13 protein-coding genes are annotated in these 18629 nt (G+C 37.8%); 5 read left to right on the forward strand and 8 right to left on the reverse strand.

What is annotated here, in order from left to right; genetic code table 11:
- Positions 1-67 precede the first annotated feature (67 nt).
- Entirely contained in the window at positions 68-2056 is a 1989-nt protein-coding gene (locus GQR44_RS02610) for a methyl-accepting chemotaxis protein (protein ID WP_166368917.1), read from the forward strand.
- 143 nt (positions 2057-2199) lie between these two features.
- Here GQR44_RS02610 and pyrE read toward each other — a convergent pair whose 3' ends face one another.
- The 7 genes from pyrE to typA form a co-directional block, all read right to left on the reverse strand.
- Complete coding sequence (gene pyrE / locus GQR44_RS02615; protein WP_166368919.1) at positions 2200-2841, reverse strand: orotate phosphoribosyltransferase; 642 nt, start codon at positions 2839-2841, stop codon at positions 2200-2202.
- Between the two features lie 3 nt (positions 2842-2844).
- Positions 2845-3564: a ribonuclease PH gene (rph, locus tag GQR44_RS02620; protein WP_028869270.1), complete on the reverse strand. Its 720-nt coding sequence runs from the start codon at positions 3562-3564 to the stop codon at positions 2845-2847.
- A gap of 194 nt (positions 3565-3758) precedes the next feature.
- Complete coding sequence (locus tag GQR44_RS02625) at positions 3759-4499, reverse strand: DUF481 domain-containing protein (protein WP_166368921.1); 741 nt, start codon at positions 4497-4499, stop codon at positions 3759-3761.
- 334 nt (positions 4500-4833) lie between these two features.
- On the reverse strand, positions 4834-7713 hold the full coding sequence (locus GQR44_RS02630) for an insulinase family protein (protein ID WP_166368923.1): 2880 nt from the start codon (positions 7711-7713) through the stop codon (positions 4834-4836).
- A 134-nt stretch (positions 7714-7847) separates the two neighbouring features.
- Positions 7848-8285, reverse strand: coding sequence for a D-aminoacyl-tRNA deacylase (dtd, locus tag GQR44_RS02635; RefSeq protein ID WP_166368925.1), 438 nt, complete (start codon positions 8283-8285; stop codon positions 7848-7850).
- On the reverse strand, positions 8282-9169 hold the full coding sequence (locus tag GQR44_RS02640; protein WP_166368927.1) for a virulence factor BrkB family protein: 888 nt from the start codon (positions 9167-9169) through the stop codon (positions 8282-8284). Before GQR44_RS02640 ends, dtd begins: the two co-directional genes overlap by 4 nt.
- 257 nt (positions 9170-9426) lie before the next feature.
- Entirely contained in the window at positions 9427-11250 is a 1824-nt protein-coding gene (gene typA, locus GQR44_RS02645; RefSeq protein WP_166368929.1) for a translational GTPase TypA, read from the reverse strand.
- A 491-nt stretch (positions 11251-11741) separates the two neighbouring features.
- Between typA and glnA the strand changes: the two genes are divergently transcribed.
- The 4 genes from glnA to glnG all read left to right on the forward strand — a co-directional run bounded on the left by glnA (position 11742) and on the right by glnG (position 16336).
- Positions 11742-13160: a glutamate--ammonia ligase gene (glnA, locus tag GQR44_RS02650; RefSeq protein ID WP_166368931.1), complete on the forward strand. Its 1419-nt coding sequence runs from the start codon at positions 11742-11744 to the stop codon at positions 13158-13160.
- Between the two features lie 124 nt (positions 13161-13284).
- On the forward strand, positions 13285-13824 hold the full coding sequence (locus tag GQR44_RS02655; protein WP_240923532.1) for a DUF4124 domain-containing protein: 540 nt from the start codon (positions 13285-13287) through the stop codon (positions 13822-13824).
- Positions 13825-13835: 11 nt separating this feature from the next.
- On the forward strand, positions 13836-14897 hold the full coding sequence (gene glnL / locus GQR44_RS02660; RefSeq protein WP_166368935.1) for a nitrogen regulation protein NR(II): 1062 nt from the start codon (positions 13836-13838) through the stop codon (positions 14895-14897).
- A gap of 38 nt (positions 14898-14935) precedes the next feature.
- Complete coding sequence (gene glnG / locus GQR44_RS02665; RefSeq protein WP_166368937.1) at positions 14936-16336, forward strand: nitrogen regulation protein NR(I); 1401 nt, start codon at positions 14936-14938, stop codon at positions 16334-16336.
- A gap of 117 nt (positions 16337-16453) precedes the next feature.
- Here glnG and recG read toward each other — a convergent pair whose 3' ends face one another.
- Complete coding sequence (gene recG / locus GQR44_RS02670; protein ID WP_166368939.1) at positions 16454-18526, reverse strand: ATP-dependent DNA helicase RecG; 2073 nt, start codon at positions 18524-18526, stop codon at positions 16454-16456.
- Positions 18527-18629 lie beyond the last annotated feature (103 nt).

Below are 18629 nucleotides of genomic sequence, written 5' to 3' on the forward strand. Positions count from 1 at the left end.
ACTGATATGTGGAAAAATTTACTTTTTACCCTACTGTTACTACATACTTTTTAAGCCAGGATAAAACATGCTCACTTTTATCAATAATATTTCAATTCGCGGTAAGCTTTTAGCCCTCACATTATTACCCCTAATGGGCTTTATCAGCTTTGCAGGTAGTAACTATATACAAGCCTACCAAGAAAAAGTAATGCTAGAGAAAATGTTAATACTTACAAATTCTGCAGCAGTAAGCTCGCTCTTGGTTCATGAACTACAAAAAGAACGTGGTGCCTCGGCTGGTTACCTATCTTCAAAAGGTGAAAAATTTCAAAAAGCAATCGAACAGCATCGTCAAACCACGGATCAAAAAAATAAAGACTTACAAGCTTTTATAACTTCAGCATCACTTACACCACAATTAACGACTCTCTTTACCAAAGTGAACCAACAATTAGATAAACTACCTAGTTTACGCCAACAGGTTGATAACTTATCTATCAGCGTTAGCGATGAAGTCGCTTTCTATTCAAACCTGAATGCGCTACTGCTATCCATTATCAATAACACAGCCAATGAAAATCAAAGTTCGAAACTGGCTATATCAGCGGTTACGGTTGGTAGTTTTTTACAACATAAAGAACGTGCGGGTATCGAACGGGCAGTACTCAGTAACGTTTTCTCTATCGATCGCTTTACCCCTACATTATTACAAAAATTTATTAGTTTATTAGCTGAGCAGGCAGTTTATCTCGATAAATTCAAAGCACATGCAACAAAAGAACAGTTCGCTATTTACCAAAAAAATCTCACAGAGCAAGCTTTAAACAATGTAAAAGACTATGAAAACCTTGCACTAGATAACCTTGATAAAGGCACCTTTAAGACTGACCCAAAGGTTTGGTTTGATACGATCACTCAAAAAATAAACTTATTAAAAGCTGTCGAAGTAGCACTACTTGATAATTTACGTGAAAATAATCAACAACTTATATCAGAGAAAGAAACTTACTTAATTTCACTTACGATCATTATTTTAATTTCATTTGCACTGATACTGTTATTGTCTTTTTATATTGCTAACCAATTACATAAAGGCATCCATGAAATCACTAGTAAACTAATCAGTATTACAACAGATAATGACCTCACCCTGCGTATCGACGTTAATAGTAAAGATGAATTAGGAGATATCAGCTCAACAATCAACAAGTTGGTTGAACATCTGCAAGGGCTGGTCAATAAGATTCAACATACCTCTAATGCACTCAAGAATAATTTAGCTGAAAACATTAAAAACAATCATATTATTGAAGGAAAAATAAATAGTGGTACCGAGCAAGTAACACAAGTTGTTACTGCCACCACTGAAATGAACAGTACCGTTAATGATATTGCGCGTAATGCAATACATGCTTCAACTGAAACAGAAAAAGCCAATACACAGAGCCAACATGGTAATCATGAAGTTGAAGAAACGATTGAAAATATCAGTAACTTATCCATCGAGTTACGTAATGCATCAGCGGTGATCGACAAGTTAAATGGCTCTGTTATCAACATTGGAAAATTCTTAAGTGTAATTAATGAGGTTTCAGAGAAAACAAACCTATTAGCTCTCAACGCTGCAATTGAAGCTGCACGAGCAGGTGATTATGGAAGAGGCTTCTCAGTGGTTGCCGATGAAGTACGTAGTTTGGCCTTACAAACAAAAGAATCCACCAACGAAATAGAGATAATGATCACTGAGCTGCAATCAAGCTCTAAGGATGCACAAAAGGCAATGAGTAACGGTATCGACATGGTTAATAAAAGTGTTGATGATGCTAAGCAAGCAGGACAGGATATCTTACTGATCACTCATAGCATTCAAGAAATTAGCCAAATGAATGAGCAAATAGCAACTGCAGCTGAGGAACAAAGTAGTGTTACAGAAGAGATAAACCGCAATATGTTACATATACAAGATGGTTATACTGAAATGCAGTTAAGCTATGGCAACATTGATAAATGCAGTGAGATGGTCGACTCATTAGCCACTGAGCTAGAGAAAATAGTGAATCAATTTAAGATTTAGCATTTAACATTTAACATTTACGACAGATAAGATAGAAAAGGGGCTAAACAAAAATAAAGGCAGGGTAATTGATTACCTTGCCTTTATTTTTAGTGTTTTTTCTAGATATGAATCAATAACTAAGCTAATAACTAAGCTAAGAATTAAATACCATATTTAACACGGTAAGCTTGTACAGATTGTAAGTGTTGTTGCATTTCAGGCAAGGTTTCAAGGTAGTTCACCACATCCGCAAGTTGTACAATTGAAATCACTTTTGCATCATAATCACGCTCAACCTCTTGAATTGCTGATAACTCAGCTTTGCCTTTTTCTTGGCGATCCAATGCAATTAACACCCCTGCTAGTTGCGCGTGATTGGCATTAATAATGTCCATTGACTCGCGAATAGCAGTCCCGGCAGTGATCACATCATCCACCAACATAATCTTACCGGATAACTCAGAACCAACTAAACTACCGCCTTCTCCATGTGTTTTTGCTTCTTTACGATTAAAACAATAAGGAATATCTAAATCATAATCATTAGATAAGGCAACCGCAGTTGTTGTCGCGATTGGGATCCCTTTGTAAGCAGGTCCAAATAATAGATCATAAGCAATGCCAGAGTCTTGTAATGCAGCGGCATAAAAACGCCCTAAACGCGCAAGATCTCGGCCTGTATTGAATAAACCTGCATTAAAGAAATACGGACTAATACGCCCAGATTTTAGGGTAAATTCACCAAATTTTAGTACTTGTTTCTCAATTGCAAATTCAATAAATTCTTTTTGATAATCTTTCATTTTCTACTCCATGTTTAATGCTTGTTTTTGTTCCATCACTAATTGTTCAATACCGCCTTTAGCTAAGCTTAACATAGCTAATAACTGTTCATGACTAAATGCACCATCTTCAGCAGTACCTTGAATTTCTATCATGCCACCGGTTTCTGTCATCACAACATTCATATCAGTTTCTGCATTAGTATCTTCCGCATAATCTAAATCACATACAGGTAAGCCCTTATAAATACCAACAGAGATTGCTGCTATCATCTGTTTTAACGGGCTTTTTTTCAGCTTACCTTGAGCAACCATCCAATTAAGTGCGTCAGCTAAAGCAATACAAGCCCCTGTAATTGAAGCGGTACGAGTTCCACCATCGGCCTGAATAACATCACAATCAACGGTGATCATGTTTTCTCCCAAAGCTTTTAAGTTTACTGCTGCTCGTAGAGAACGTGCAATTAAACGTTGTATCTCTAATGTACGACCAGCTTGCTTTCCCTGCGCAGCTTCACGATTATTACGGTTATGTGTCGCACGTGGCAACATAGCATATTCAGCGGTCACCCAGCCCTTACCTTTACCTTTTAAAAAGCGCGGTACAGAACTTGAAACAGTCGCATTACATAACACCTTAGTATTACCTACTTCAATTAGCACTGAGCCTTCCGCATAATTGGTATAGTGACGCGTAATTTTGATGTCACGATGTTGCTCGGGTGCTCGATTACTTGGGCGCATAGATAAAAACCTTATGGATGAAATGAACGCAGAGTATACCCGTTCTATAACAAGGAAAAAACGTCAGCTATAAGAAAAATAAAAGGAAAAATAATAATAGAGGTGCTAATAATTGCAGAAAAAAAGCCTATAAAAAGAGAAAGCTAGCAATGCTAACCTCTCAATTAAAATTCATTAAAATGGTGATGTGGCTGTTAGAATGCGTACAATAATGTCATATTCGTTTCAGTATCAGTACTCTTTTTATCATCCAACGGTTTGCTGTTATAACGAACAATAATGGCAAACTTCATTGCTAATGCACCAATAATATTAGCGGTTAATGAAGTATCTGAACGCCCTTTTATTTTACTTCCCCAGTCAGCAACAAATTTTTGTTGGAATTTAGAAGAATTACTAATTTTCATTTGAAAATCAACTACACCATGTGCAACAGCATTTGCTTCACTATCATGCCCTTCCTCCAATGCTGACTCGCGATCAAGTTTTTGGTAAATATAACCAGGACCTAATTCTGCTTTCAAAGTCATGGTATTGTTATCAATAAAGCGATATCCGTAACCAACTGCAGTAGTTGAAGTAAAATCATAGCCAGTAAAAGGGTCAACTTCATAATTGCTACTAGCAAATAAATAACTCACGTCATCAAGTTGATAACCACCTTGCGCACCCAATAAATAACGTTTTGCCGTTACTTCGTCTTCGTCTTCTTTGTATAACCCTTCAAATAGATAATCATTTTCCCAGTTTCCTAATTCTTGCTTCAACGCTAGACGACCTTTAAACGAAGCAGTATCCGTATTACCCGTAGTCAAAGTTGCACCTAATTCAGCTTCCCCAGCAAGCGTTGCATCACCTTCAACAAACTCACTTCGAGCTTGTGCGGCAAATGGTATCGTTATAGTGATGGCTGCAGTAAGTAGCAATTTTTTCATTTTTCTATCCTTCTTTGTCATTTATTTATTTTTCGTTTAATTTAATTACTCTCGACTCGGTATCACAATATCAATTCGCACTGTAAAGTATCAAGTTCAACTTGTTGATATAAATAACTTTAATCATCCCTAGTCGAGGTTAAGTCATATTGAGAGGCGGACTTTAACAATTGATCTGCACTATTTATAAATCCAACATGTGAATAGGTTTAGCAGAGAATTAAAGGCAACAGAGCCCGTATCAAATACGTTGTATGTGGGGAAGAAGATCTGTAAAAAAATAAAAAGCATCAATAACTAACGATCGATGCTTTTTATGAATTTTTATAAGTTTTTATTGCTTAGGGAGTTGATCTACATTAGTGATCAGTACTTGCGGTGTTAAGTCTAAAGCTTTATCTTGACTGAATTTTTTACCTTTTATCTGTACCACAACTTGTTGTGTTTGTGCCTCATCAAAGAATAAATCAGCATAATATTGTTGTACTTGTTGTAATGTCACTGACTCCAACATAGCAACATGTAAGCGTTTTGTATCAATAGCTTCTTTATTGCTCATCCATTCATTAATAAGATAAGAAAACTCTCCACTTAAATTACTTGGTTTAGCTAAGTAGTTAGCTATATGCGCTTTTTTAATGTCCTCAAAGTCACTTTCGTCCGTTGCAGCTAACGTTGTTTTAAAGCTTTCTAAAAAGGCCTTAAAACGTTCATATAAAGCGGCACTTCCAATAGCTGGACTTTGTGTGAACAACCCAAAAGCAACACTATCATTCACTTCAAAACTGGCAGTAAAGGGTGAGTACGTCAACTGCTCTTGAGTTCGAATTTGGTCATAAAAAGCAGGTTTAAGTAGTTTATTCAATAACTCTGCTTTTGCTAATGAAGTAGGATCTTGGTTTTTTGCTAAATACACACTAACCAAGGCATCATCCTCTAATGCAGAATTTCGTATAAAGTTTAATGCTCCTTTTTCAGGATCTGCATTAACACGTTTGATTTGATAAAAAGCATTAGGCTGAATTTTTATTTTCAGCTTCAATTTTGCTGTCAATTGCAATACATCTAATGTTGAAAAATTACCTAGGGCTAATAAACGCACACTAGATTGAGAAAACATTTGTTTAGCTAAAGTAACTAGTTGCTCGCTGGTTACTGTATCGATTTGAGATAATAGAGTCTGGTCAGACCAAGATGGTTGACGAATAATTTTTCTAAATCCATCTAAGCCTAAGTCCATTGCCTTTGTTTTAGATTTATTATTGAAACGACGTGTCAGCTCTTGTTTTGCAAGACGCAGAGATTGCTGATCAACTGACATCTCTTTAATATGATCTAATAACATCTGTAATAATTTAATTTGTTTGTCGCTATAACCACTGGTAGTAATCAATAAACCTTCATTACTACTAATGGAAAAGCTTAGGCCAGCTTCTTGCGTAACAAAACTCAATTCAGAGAGCTGTTTCTGCAAAATATTTAACAATAAACTCATTTGTACTCTGGCTTGAGGACTTTGATCATTCAGGTTGTTATTGAGTTGTAGGTTTAAAATGCCTTTTGGCTCTTTTAATTGGCTTTGCTTAAACCACACCGATAAACCCGACTCCTTCACTAGTGCTATCGCTTGATTATTACTTTGTTCTTTAACTAAACTTAAATTTTCAGGTAACCAATCATTGCTAATTGGTAATATCATTTTTGATTGAATTTTTTTCGCTGAGGTTAACCATTGCTGCAAACGCGATTTTTTTATCTTCGCCTGTGCATACTGACCTTGGTAGAAAGGGATCGGTGTGTTAACAATTGCATTCGGTGACATGACAAAAATACGACTATTTTCTGGCGTTAAGTAATCTACTAATTGCTTAATGAATTTAGGGTTGAATCCATCTAAACGAAACGAATAAGAAAGTAAATCTTGCAATGGATAGTGCTGCATATTGGCAGACAGAGACATTACGTAATTAAAACCAGCCCTTTTTGGTAAAAATTTAAAGTAATTATCTAGGCTCTTTTTCTGCTCTGAATATTGTAATTCATTGATCCCCTGTTCTTTGATCAGGTTGATATAAGCAAATAAACTCGCCAGCACAATATCTTGATCCTTAAGACCTTTTTCGGTAAGTTTAAAGCTCATAGTAAACTGAGAATACTGCTCACTATGGCCAGCATAGAAACCTGCGCTCACCGACTCTACTAAACCAATATTTTTTAAATAGTCCGATAAACCACCCTTATGATCAGAACCCAATAATCGGCTAATGTAACCACCAGGTTGATACATATATTCATCTTTCACACTCGGTACTAAAAAGTTAACTTGTAACAATTTCAGATCCGCAGTTGGTTTCATTTGCACTTCTAACGCTAATTGCTTATCTGTTAATAAAGGCGTGATCAGTACAGGTTTAGTTACATTGTTATTAGGAATTTGAGTTAAATATTTAACCGCAATTTTCTGCATATTAGCTAATGAACGCGGGCTAGTCATTGCCACTTTCATGGTATTAGCAGAATAATTTTGCTTAAAAAACAACTCTAGTTCTTGTTGTAAATTACTACCTGGTTTATCGCTAAGGGTACTCAAATCACCAGTACTAAAACGCGCCATGGGATGTTCAGGGTTTAATGAATAACGCTGTAACGCATACAACTTTCTCATGTCGTTATCAAAATAGGTTTTATGCTCTGCATTAACCGTATGACGCTCTTTTTCAGCATATTTTTCATCAAGCAGTGGAGCACGCATAACATCACCTAGCCTGTCTAATGCCTCTGGCAATGCACTATCATTAACCTCAAAACCATACACAGTTGCATCCTGTGCGGTATAAGCGTTGGTATAGCCTCCATTTTGGCTCATAAACTTGCTGTACTCATTAATCACCGGATATTTTTCAGAGCCGAGGAACAGCATATGCTCTAAATAATGTGCTAAACCAAGCTGATTCTCTGGGTTATGCATACTGCCAATTGGCACTGATAAAGATGCAGCACTGTTTTCCAAATCAGGATCAGAAATCAGTAATACTTGTAATTGATTGGCCAGACGAATCACTTGATATTGGCGCGTATCATTTGGACTTTTAGTAATGGACTGTTCGAGCACCTCAAATGAATTCATATTATTCTCAGCGGCTTGCGCTTGTAAGGAAGTTAAAAAAGTACAGATCAATAAAGATGTAAATCGGATAAATATTTTGCTTAACATTAACAACTCTCTTTATAGCGACAACTCTAGCTGGAACCCTATAGACATAACAAAGCGTATATAGTTTCAAGTAGATACAATTCGCACCATTACTCCAGCACAAAAGTCATGCCTAAATTATGTTTAAATATCGACTAAATTTGTAGCCAAAACGTGGTGGGACCATCATTAGTGGAGGTCACTTGCATATCAGCGGCAAAAATACCATTTTCAACATGGCAGCCCAATTCGGTGCATTGTTGACTAAACAGCTGATATAAACGATCCGCTTCTTCAGGTTCTGCACCGTTGGTGAATCCAGGTCGATTACCTTTTTTTGTTTCTGCCGCTAACGTAAACTGTGAAATAACTAATAAATCCCCCTTCGCTTGTTGCACGTTAAGATTCATTTTTCCATTAGCATCAGCAAAAATACGATACGCTAAAACCTTTTGAGCTAAGCGCAGACATTGTTTATCGGTGTCACCCTTTTCTACTCCTAAAAGTACTAATAAACCGCTTTTAATTGCACCTACCGTTTGTCCTTCAACGGTCACCGACGCGTTAGTAACACGTTGAATCATTGCAATCATTGTTCATTCTCCGCTAATGTTTTGTCTGTTTCTTGCATCTCTTTTTCAGATACAGATAAAAATTCTTCTAGGGTAGAGGTCACTTCTGCACCAATCAATACAATCAACCAACTAAAATAGATCCAAACAAACATGATCGGGATAACCGCTAATGCACCATAAATAATTTGCTGTGAAGGAAAATTAGTGATGTATAAAGTAAATAGATCCGTTGCAAAATTAAATAATAAGGCAGCGATCAGGCCACCCGTTAGTGCATAACGAAAGCTGACACGTTGATGCGGCACTAATGTATATACACCGGCAAATGCTAACCAAGAAAAAACAAAAGGGATAATGCTTAAAATTTGTTGTCCAAGCGATAAAAAACCACCGGTTTGAACAATAGAAAAGAGGTAAGAACTGAGGGCAATGCTGCCACCAATAATAATTGGACCTAAACTTAAAATAGTCCAATAAATAGTAAAGGCCTGCACTACTGATCGTTTGTTAGTACAACGCCAAATACGATTGATAGTTTGATCTATCGTTGAGATCAATAACAAGGCAATCACAATTAATGACGCGATCCCCATCATGCTCATTTTTTTAGTATTTTCAATAAATCCGGTCATATGCTCTTTGACTGCATTACCTGCTGTTGGCACAAAATTATTATAGATAAGATCTTCAATAATTTTATTCAACTCCGAAAACATCGGGAAGGCCGACAGCATATAAAATATAACCGCCAGAAAAGGCACAATAGATAAAAGAGTAACGTAAGCAAGATGGCCGGCAGGGACTTTAATATTATCTTCTTGGCTGCGCTTCCATAAAAAAATACTGTAGCTGTAAACCAATTTGACTTTCTGTACTAATACTTGCTTTTGTAATGGCAACATAGTTTTCCTAGATGAGTTTTAAGCAATGGGAAAAACAGCTTTAGATTCTATGGACTGCATAATGTATTTAACCTCAGTTCTGGACAGCCAAAAATATAAGCTTATGATTTTAAATTTGATTTTTCTTTCATTAACCAGAATTGAGGTTATTTAATATTAAAGAGTCGATATCGCTTAACTACAAATTGTAAACAAAAAAAAGGCCTTACGATAGTAAGACCTTAATATTAGGTTTTTTAGTCGTTTAAGTAAACGAATTAACCTTTAGTTGGACGTGCAGCACGTTTACGCTCATTCTCACCCAGTAATTTCTTACGGATACGAATGCTTAATGGCGTTACTTCTACTAACTCATCAACATCGATAAACTCAAGCGCTTGCTCAAGTGTCAAGATGATTGCAGGTGAAAGTGTTTGTGCTTCATCAGTACCTGAAGAACGAACGTTAGTAAGCTGTTTACCACGAATACAGTTAACTGTTAAATCATTTGAACGGTTATGAATACCGATGATTTGACCTTCATAAACTTCAGTAGCGTGACCTAGGAATAAACGACCACGATCTTGTAAGAAGAATAATGAGTAAGTAACCGCTTTACCAGTTTGATTACAAACCATTACACCATTTTGGCGTTGACCAATTGTACCGCCTTTGTGCGGACCGTAATGGTCGAAGCTATGGTATAAAAGACCAGAACCAGATGTAATTGTCATGAATTCAGTTTGGAAACCGATTAAACCACGACTTGGGATCATAAAGTCTAAACGTACACGGCCTTTACCATCAGGGATCATATTAGTTAGTTCCGCTTTACGGATACCTAATTGTTCCATGATTGAACCTTGATGTTGCTCTTCACAGTCAACTGTCAATGTTTCCATTGGCTCATGTAACTGACCATCGATCATTTTTTCAATAACTTCTGGACGAGATACTGCTAGCTCAAAACCTTCACGACGCATGTTTTCAATTAAGATACCTAAATGTAGCTCACCACGACCAGATACTTTGAATTTATCAGGATCGGCAGTTTCTTCTACTTTTAACGCAACGTTATGTACAAGCTCTTTATTCAAACGGTCAAGGATGTTACGTGATGTAACGAATTTACCTTCTTTACCACAGAATGGAGAGTTGTTTACTTGGAAAGTCATTGTTACCGTTGGTTCATCAACAGTTAATGGCGTCATCGCTTCAACATTATTTTGTGCACAGATAGTGTCAGAGATTTTAAGCTCGCCTAGACCACTGATTGCAATAATGTCGCCAGCTTCACCATATTCAATATCATGACGTTCTAGACCTAGGTAACCTAATACTTGACCTACTTTGCCTTTACGTTCTTTGCCGTCAGCACCAATGATAGTTACCGCTTGGTTTACTTTAACGTGACCACGTGTAATACGACCAACACCGATAACACCTACGTAAGAGTTGTAATCAAGTTGAGATATTTGCATTTGGAAGTCACCATCGCGATCCGCATCTGGTGGAGCAACAGTATCAACGATAGTTTGGAATAAATCTTCCATGTTATCTTTTTTAGTGTCCATATCAGTACTTGCCCAACCGTTTAATGCAGAAGCATAAACCACTTGGAAGTCTAATTGCTCATCAGTAGCACCTAGGTTATCAAACAAATCAAATACTTGATCCATTACCCATTCAGGACGTGCACCAGGCTTATCGATTTTGTTAATAACAACAATTGGTTTTAAACCATGAGCAAATGCTTTTTGTGTTACGAAGCGAGTTTGTGGCATAGGACCATCAACCGCATCAACGATCAAACAAACACTGTCTACCATAGATAGAATACGTTCTACTTCACCACCGAAATCGGCATGCCCAGGAGTATCTACGATATTGATATGGTAATCGTTCCATACAATCGCTGTATTTTTTGCAAGAATGGTAATACCACGTTCTTTTTCAAGATCGTTAGAATCCATTACACGTTCTTCATTATCACCACGTGAATCCAAAGTACCAGATTGCTCTAACAGTTTATCAACCAATGTTGTTTTACCATGGTCAACGTGAGCAATGATGGCTATATTTCTTAATTTATCTAACGACATGATGTGCCTCAAAAATAACTACTATAAAAATACCAATTAAATAAAAATAGATTATCCACTTTTATTTAATTGGTATGAAAAAATTTAGGCTATGAAAACACTTAAAGTGAGATAGCCAAATGTGCGCACATTGTAAACATAATTTCAAAAATAGAAAGTTTTAAGTCGGTCACAGTTAGCTTAAATGCTGAAAAGTTTAAAAAATGCAAGCAACTGAGCACTGAAACACAAAACGCACCAAAAAAGAGCTACGCAGCACTACATTGGTGCACAAGATCACATTGTATGGGCTGTAGCAGAAGAAAAAGCGAGGTATAATGGGCTTTGCCAAGTTGGCATAGTTTTAGCTACTTGTATCAGCATAAGTTTAGAAGTATAAATACTAGTTCAGAATTACGATAAATCGATTTTCATACATTTATGGCTTTTCATACATTTATGAATAACGATTTGTTTTTTAAACATTTCGATGTCAAATGAGGTTCTACAACATGTCTGCACAAACAATTCAAGACGTTCTAGCTCTTATTAAAGAGCAAGACGTAAAATTCGTTGATTTACGCTTTACTGATACACATGGTAAAGAGCAACACGTCTCTATTCCGCATCACCAAGTAAACGAAGACTTTTTCGAAGAAGGTAAAATGTTCGATGGTTCTTCAATCGCTGGCTGGAAAGGGATTCAAGATTCAGACATGGTATTAATGCCTGTACCTTCAACGGCTGTACTTGACCCATTTACTGACGATGCAACATTAAACTTACGTTGTGACGTACTAGAGCCAAAAACAATGTTAGGTTACGACCGTGACCCACGTTCTGTTGCTAAGCGTGCTGAAGCTTACATGCGTTCAACAGGTATTGCTGATACTGTTTTATTTGGTCCAGAACCAGAATTCTTCCTATTTGACGACGTTAAATACGGTAATACAATGCAAGGTGCTTTTTTCTCGATTGATGCTAAAGAAGCGGCTTGGAACTCAGGTACTTCATATGAAGAAGGCAACACCGGTCACCGTCCAGGTGTTAAAGGTGGTTACTTCCCAGTAGCACCAGTTGATTCATCTCAAAACATCCGTTCTGCTATGTGTTTAATCATGGAAGAAATGGGTTTAGTTGTTGAAGCTCATCACCACGAAGTAGCAACAGCGGGTCAAAACGAAATCGCATGTCGTTTCAACACAATGGTTGAAAAAGCAGATGAAATCCAAATTTACAAGTACGTTGTACATAACGTTGCTCACGCATACGGCCAAACAGCTACATTTATGCCTAAACCAATTATTGGCGATAACGGTTCTGGTAATCACTGTCACCAATCTTTAGGTAAAGATGGTGTTAACTTGTTCTCTGGTGATCAATACGGCGGCCTTTCTGAAATGGCGCTTTATTACATCGGCGGTATTATCAAGCATGCTAAAGCACTTAATGCATTCACTAATGCATCAACTAACTCTTACAAACGCTTAGTGCCACACTTTGAAGCGCCAGTAATGCTTGCATACTCTGCAGGTAACCGTTCTGCGTCTATTCGTATTCCAATTGTACCGACTGCACGTGCAGCGCGTATCGAAGTACGTTTCCCAGATCCAACAATGAATCCTTACTTAGGTTTCTCTGCAATGTTAATGGCTGGCCTTGACGGTATTAAAAATAAGATACACCCTGGTGATTCTCTAGATAAAGATCTATACGATCTACCTAAAGAAGAAGCTGATGCAATCCCACAGGTTGCAGTATCTTTTGAAGAAGCACTTGCTGCACTAGATGCTGACCGTGACTTCCTTGTTGAAGGTGGCGTATTCTCAAATGAAGCAATTGATGCATACATTGGTTTGAAAACAGCTCAATGTGAAGCCGTTTCTCGCGCTACGCATCCAAAAGAGTTTGAATTATACTACAGCGTATAAGAGAGCTTTTATAAAGCATGATTCAGTTCATGCTTTAAATCAGAAAACCCGTCTTTGCGCGGGTTTTTTTGTCTATATCCTTTATATAAGCAACAAATAAGTTGTCCACGATATGAGGTTTTTGATGATTAAAGTTCCCATGCTTTTGTTGATCCCGTTGTTTGTCATGTCAGTATCATCATTACAGGCAGAAACAACCATTTATCATTGGGTTGATAAACATGGAAAAAGTCATTTCTCAGACACTGCAGAGCCGGGCACAGAACAGATTATTGTCGAAAATAAAAATTTAATGCCGGTTAATACTAACCAACCAACAATAAAAAAATTATCGGAAGTTGATGACTTAAGTCTAGATAGGAAAAAAGCAATAAACTATCAAGCAGAAATTATTTCACCTCAAGATGATATGGCGATACGCAGTAACGATGGCGCATTAGATATTCACGTTAAAACAACACCTGAAAAAGAAAGCTCCCAACGTTTACAGTTATTTTTAGATGCAGAGCCCTTAGGCACACCTCAATTGTCGCCAACGATGCGAGCATTTAATGTGGACCGTGGTACGCATCAAGTACAAGTTCATTTGTTGGATGAAACAGGTAAAACCTTAGCTAAAACGCAAATTGTGACTATTCACTTAAAACGTGCAGCACTTAAATAGAACTTAAAAATATGCAGAATGAACCCAGTAACAAACTTATTTTTACCTTTCTTGAAGAAGCTAAAACCGCGTTTGTAGGATTAGATGCTTCATTAAAATTGATTTACGCTAACCCTGCGAGTGAGCAATTATTGTCGCAAAGCAAACAACGCTTATACGCACAAAGCCTGTATTCACTGGCTGAGCAGTTCCATTTTAGCCCAGTTTCTATTGCCAACCTATTACATGAACAAGCCTCTTTTACTGAAAATGAAGTCACCTTATTCATTGATGGGCAGTCTTTATTAATTGATTTAAGTGCTAGTTACGTGAGCGTTAAATCAGATTGTTATATTATTTTGGAGATGCGTTGTATTGAGCAGCAAAAACGCATCAGTCAGGTGCATTATCAAGAGCACCAACAAAAAGCAGCACAGGAATTAGTCAGAGGTTTAGCCCACGAGATAAAAAACCCTTTAGGCGGTTTACGCGGTGCGGCACAACTGTTGGAAGCTGAATTACCAGATCCAGAATTAAAAGAGTTTACCCAAATAATTATTGAACAAGCTGATCGCTTAAGCGGCCTAGTAAACCGTTTATTAGGCCCACAAAAATTAGGTACAAAGGGTATCCATAATATTCATTCTGTTTTAGAAACAGTTAGAAAGTTGGTGTGTTTAGATTTACCTAAAAATATCACTATTCATATTGATTATGATCCCAGTATTCCCGATTTTGAGATGCAACCAGACCAATTACAGCAAGCCTTTTTAAATATCATTCAAAATGCCGTACAAGCCTTACAAAATCAGCCCGAAGAACACCGCATTACAGTGCGCACTCGTGCAGCGAATCAAATTACAATTAATGGTTTACCGCAGCGTTTAGCTACTGAAATAAAAATTATTGATACCGGTCCAGGCATACCTGAACACCTCAAGAGCACATTATTTTATCCGATGGTGACGGGCCGCAAAGATGGCACAGGTCTAGGTTTATCTATCGCACAGGAATTGATCAAACAACATCATGGACGTATTGAATTTAGTAGTTGCAAGGGTAAAACAGAGTTTTCTGTTTATTTACCAATTTAACTTCCATCTATGCATAAAAATATAAATAAGGAACTAAAATGGCCGCTTGGATTGTAGATGATGACCATGCCATTCGCTGGGTATTAGAACGCACATTAAAAGCTGAAAACATCGAGCATGCGAGTTTTCCTGACGCTGAGTGCCTATGGCAACAACTGCTCATTGAGCAACCTGAAATAATTATTTCTGACGTGCGTATGCCAGGGATTGATGGATTAGAGCTGATGCAAAAGATTCATCAACGCTACCCATTAATTCCGATCATTATTATGACTGCACATTCAGATTTAGATAGCGCAGTAAATGCTTACCAAAGTGGTGCCTTTGAATACCTACCTAAACCCTTTGATATCCATGAAGCAACCGCATTAATTAAACGCGCAATCAACCACAGTAAAGAGTTAAAACAACAGAAAAAGCCTAATACTCAACCTATTTCGACTCCTGAAATTATTGGTGAAGCACCTGCTATGCAAGAGGTTTTCCGTGTTATAGGGCGTTTATCTCGCTCCAGCATGAGTGTATTAATCAATGGTCAATCGGGTACAGGTAAAGAATTAGTAGCTCAAGCCCTACATAAGCATAGCCCGCGTAAAAACGAGACATTTATTGCGCTCAATATGGCGGCGATCCCTAAAGAGTTGATTGAAGCAGAGTTATTTGGCCATGAAAAAGGCGCTTTTACAGGTGCAGCAGCTAATCGCCAAGGGCGATTTGAACAGGCCGATGGCGGGACCCTCTTTTTAGATGAAATTGGCGATATGCCTTTAGATGTTCAAACTCGTTTGCTACGTGTACTCGCTGATGGTCAGTTCTACCGCGTCGGTGGCCACCAAGCAATCAAGGTAGATGTTCGAATTATTGCAGCTACGCATCAAAATTTAGAGAAAAAAGTGCAAAGCGGAGATTTCCGAGAAGATTTATTTCACCGTTTGAATGTAATACGCTTGCAACTTCCCGCACTAAGGGAGCGTCGCGAAGATATTCCATTACTTGCAAATCATTTTCTACATAATATAGCTAATGAGTTGACTGTTGAAAGTAAGCAGCTTACTAAGGCAACACTGACTTACCTAAGTGAACTACCTTGGCCCGGCAATGTCCGTCAATTAGAGAATATTTGTCGCTGGTTAACGGTAATGGCTAGTGGACAAGAGGTCCATATTAGTGATTTGCCTCCTGAATTAGGCAATCAAGATATTCCTGATCAAGATGGTGAGCCGGTGATATGGCAAGAAAGCCTGAAAAAATGGGCAGATACACAATTAAGGAATGGTGAAACCAATATATTAGGGCAATTATTACCTGAATTTGAAAAGATAATGCTACAAAGTGCACTAAAGCATACGCAGGGTAAAAAACATGAGGCAGCTAAACTACTCGGATGGGGGCGTAATACCTTAACGCGTAAATTAAAAGAGTTAAATTTAGCAGATTAACGACATAACTAAGGTCAAATGATTACCACAGTGTTAAAAATTAACAAATTTGTGATCTAACCAACCTGTTGCACCAATATAGTGCAATAGGTTGGTAAACTATTTAGCTATGCCACTTTAAACTTGTGCATAATCCGCTCTATCACCTAACCAACGTTCAATTAATGGCCTAATATATTCTGGATGGGAGCGTATTAATAATAAAGCCAATTGCTGGACCTGTGGTATAAGCCCTTGATCCCTTAATAAATCAGCAATTTTCATATCGGCGATCCCAGTTTGTTTTGTGCCTAACACCTCGCCTGGTCCCCGAATAGCCAAATCTTGCTCTGCAATATAAAATCCATCATTACTTTCTCGCAGTACATTTAAACGTTTTAAAGCAGTTTTTGATAAAGGATATTTATACAATAAAACACAGTGGCTTGCGACTTCGCCACGGCCAACACGACCACGTAACTGGTGCAGCTGTGCCAATCCTAAACGCTCAGGATTTTCGATAATCATTAAGCTAGCATTAGGCACATCAACGCCCACTTCGATCACAGTCGTTGCAACGAGCAGATCTAACTCTCCGGCTTTAAAAGCATCCATCACATATTGTTTTTCAAGCGCTTTCATTCGCCCGTGCACCAAGCCAATACGTAAATCAGTTAATGCTAACTGTAAATCATTAGCCGTATCTTCAGCGGCCTGACACTCTAAAACTTCTGACTCTTCAATTAATGTACAGACCCAATAGGCTTGACGCCCCTCCGTTTTACAAGCTTGGTAAACACGTTGAATAACTTGATCACGGCGAGAATCCGCTAATGCTACCGTTTTAATCGCAGTTCTTCCCGGTGGTAACTCATCAATAACTGAAACACTTAAATCTGCATAAGCCGTCATCGCAAGCGTCCGCGGGATCGGCGTTGCAGTCATCGTCAGCTGATGCGGTACTAAACCATTATTCACGCCTTTTTCTCGTAATGATAGACGTTGATGTACACCAAAACGATGTTGCTCATCAACAATCACTAATGCTAAGTTATGAAAAACAACATTTTCAGAGAATAGCGCATGCGTCCCTACCACCATTTTAGATAATCCTAAGGTAATATTTTCCGTCTGGTCTCGCTTTTCCTTCACTTTCATTTTTCCGGACAACATACCAACTCGAATACCGAGAGGTTCAAACCACCCCTTAAAATTTAATAAATGTTGTTCAGCGAGTAGTTCAGTAGGCGCCATTAGTGCAACTTGATACCCAGCTTCAATCGCTGTCAATGCTGCTAATGCGGCGACTAATGTTTTACCTGAACCTACGTCCCCCTGCACTAAACGCATCATTGGCAGGTTTTGAATCAAATCCTGTTGTATTTCATGGTTAACTCTTTGCTGTGCACCAGTAGGGGAAAAAGGTAGATTATTTAATAATTTTTTACTCAGCTCACCATTACCTTTAAGCTCTGGAGACAGGTGTTTCTGCGACTGTTCACGCAACACTAACATACTGATTTGTTGTGCTAACAACTCTTCTATAATTAATCTCTGTTGGGCTGGGTGAGTACGATTTTCTAACTGTTCAATGCTGGCAGTTGGCGGAGGTCGATGAACTGTCATCAATGCATCAAATAAGCTAATAGGATGCGATAATAATGCTGTGGGAATTAATTCTTGTACTTGATTTTGTTGCAGGTGTTGTAAGGCTTGATCAGTTAATTGACGTAAGCTATTTTGTTTCAAACCTTCCGTTGTCGGATAAATAGGTGTTAACGCCTCTTCTACTAATATTGATTGGTTTTCAGCAACTAAAGAATAATCAGGATGAGTCACCTCTAAACCTTGAAAGCCGCGTTTAAACTCTCCAAAACACTTAATCCACTGGCCTTCTCTAAAACTATTTTTTTGTGCAGCATTGAAGTGAAAAAAGTTTAATGTAGCAACCCCATCACCATCGCTAATTTTACACTTTAAGATACGTCGTTTACCGAATTGCACTTGGCAGCTAACGACCTCACCTTGCACACTTACCTGCATACCATCTTTGATCTCTTTAATGGGATAGATTCGGGTGCGATCTTGATAGTGCAATGGTAAATGGAAAAGCATATCTTCAACTGAATTTAAGCCTAATTTGCTTAACCTCTCAGCAACTTTCGCTCCCACGCCCTTTAACGCAGATAGGGGTATTTTGTTTAAATTCATTTTTTATCCCAGCCACTGATTGATGTTATGTTTTATGTACAAGCTTCCAAAAATTCATACATATTGCTATACCAAAAGTAGTTTATGCGTAAACTAGCGCTTA

Source organism: Psychromonas sp. SA13A, from assembly GCF_011378715.1.
Taxonomy (GTDB): Bacteria; Pseudomonadota; Gammaproteobacteria; order Enterobacterales; family Psychromonadaceae; genus Psychromonas.

Bases quoted from the DNA above. Each gene is read 5' to 3' on its own strand.
- pyrE (WP_166368919.1), bottom strand. From the start codon at position 2,841: ATGAAAGATTATCAAAAAGAATTTATTGAATTTGCAATTGAGAAACAA.
- GQR44_RS02610 (WP_166368917.1), top strand. From the start codon at position 68: ATGCTCACTTTTATCAATAATATTTCAATTCGCGGTAAGCTTTTAGCC.
- rph (WP_028869270.1), bottom strand. From the start codon at position 3,564: ATGCGCCCAAGTAATCGAGCACCCGAGCAACATCGTGACATCAAAATT.
- GQR44_RS02630 (WP_166368923.1), bottom strand. From the start codon at position 7,713: ATGTTAAGCAAAATATTTATCCGATTTACATCTTTATTGATCTGTACT.
- glnA (WP_166368931.1), top strand. From the start codon at position 11,742: ATGTCTGCACAAACAATTCAAGACGTTCTAGCTCTTATTAAAGAGCAA.
- glnL (WP_166368935.1), top strand. From the start codon at position 13,836: ATGCAGAATGAACCCAGTAACAAACTTATTTTTACCTTTCTTGAAGAA.
- glnG (WP_166368937.1), top strand. From the start codon at position 14,936: ATGGCCGCTTGGATTGTAGATGATGACCATGCCATTCGCTGGGTATTA.
- recG (WP_166368939.1), bottom strand. From the start codon at position 18,526: ATGAATTTAAACAAAATACCCCTATCTGCGTTAAAGGGCGTGGGAGCG.
- GQR44_RS02640 (WP_166368927.1), bottom strand. From the start codon at position 9,169: ATGTTGCCATTACAAAAGCAAGTATTAGTACAGAAAGTCAAATTGGTT.
- GQR44_RS02625 (WP_166368921.1), bottom strand. From the start codon at position 4,499: ATGAAAAAATTGCTACTTACTGCAGCCATCACTATAACGATACCATTT.
- typA (WP_166368929.1), bottom strand. From the start codon at position 11,250: ATGTCGTTAGATAAATTAAGAAATATAGCCATCATTGCTCACGTTGAC.
- dtd (WP_166368925.1), bottom strand. From the start codon at position 8,285: ATGATTGCAATGATTCAACGTGTTACTAACGCGTCGGTGACCGTTGAA.
- GQR44_RS02655 (WP_240923532.1), top strand. From the start codon at position 13,285: ATGATTAAAGTTCCCATGCTTTTGTTGATCCCGTTGTTTGTCATGTCA.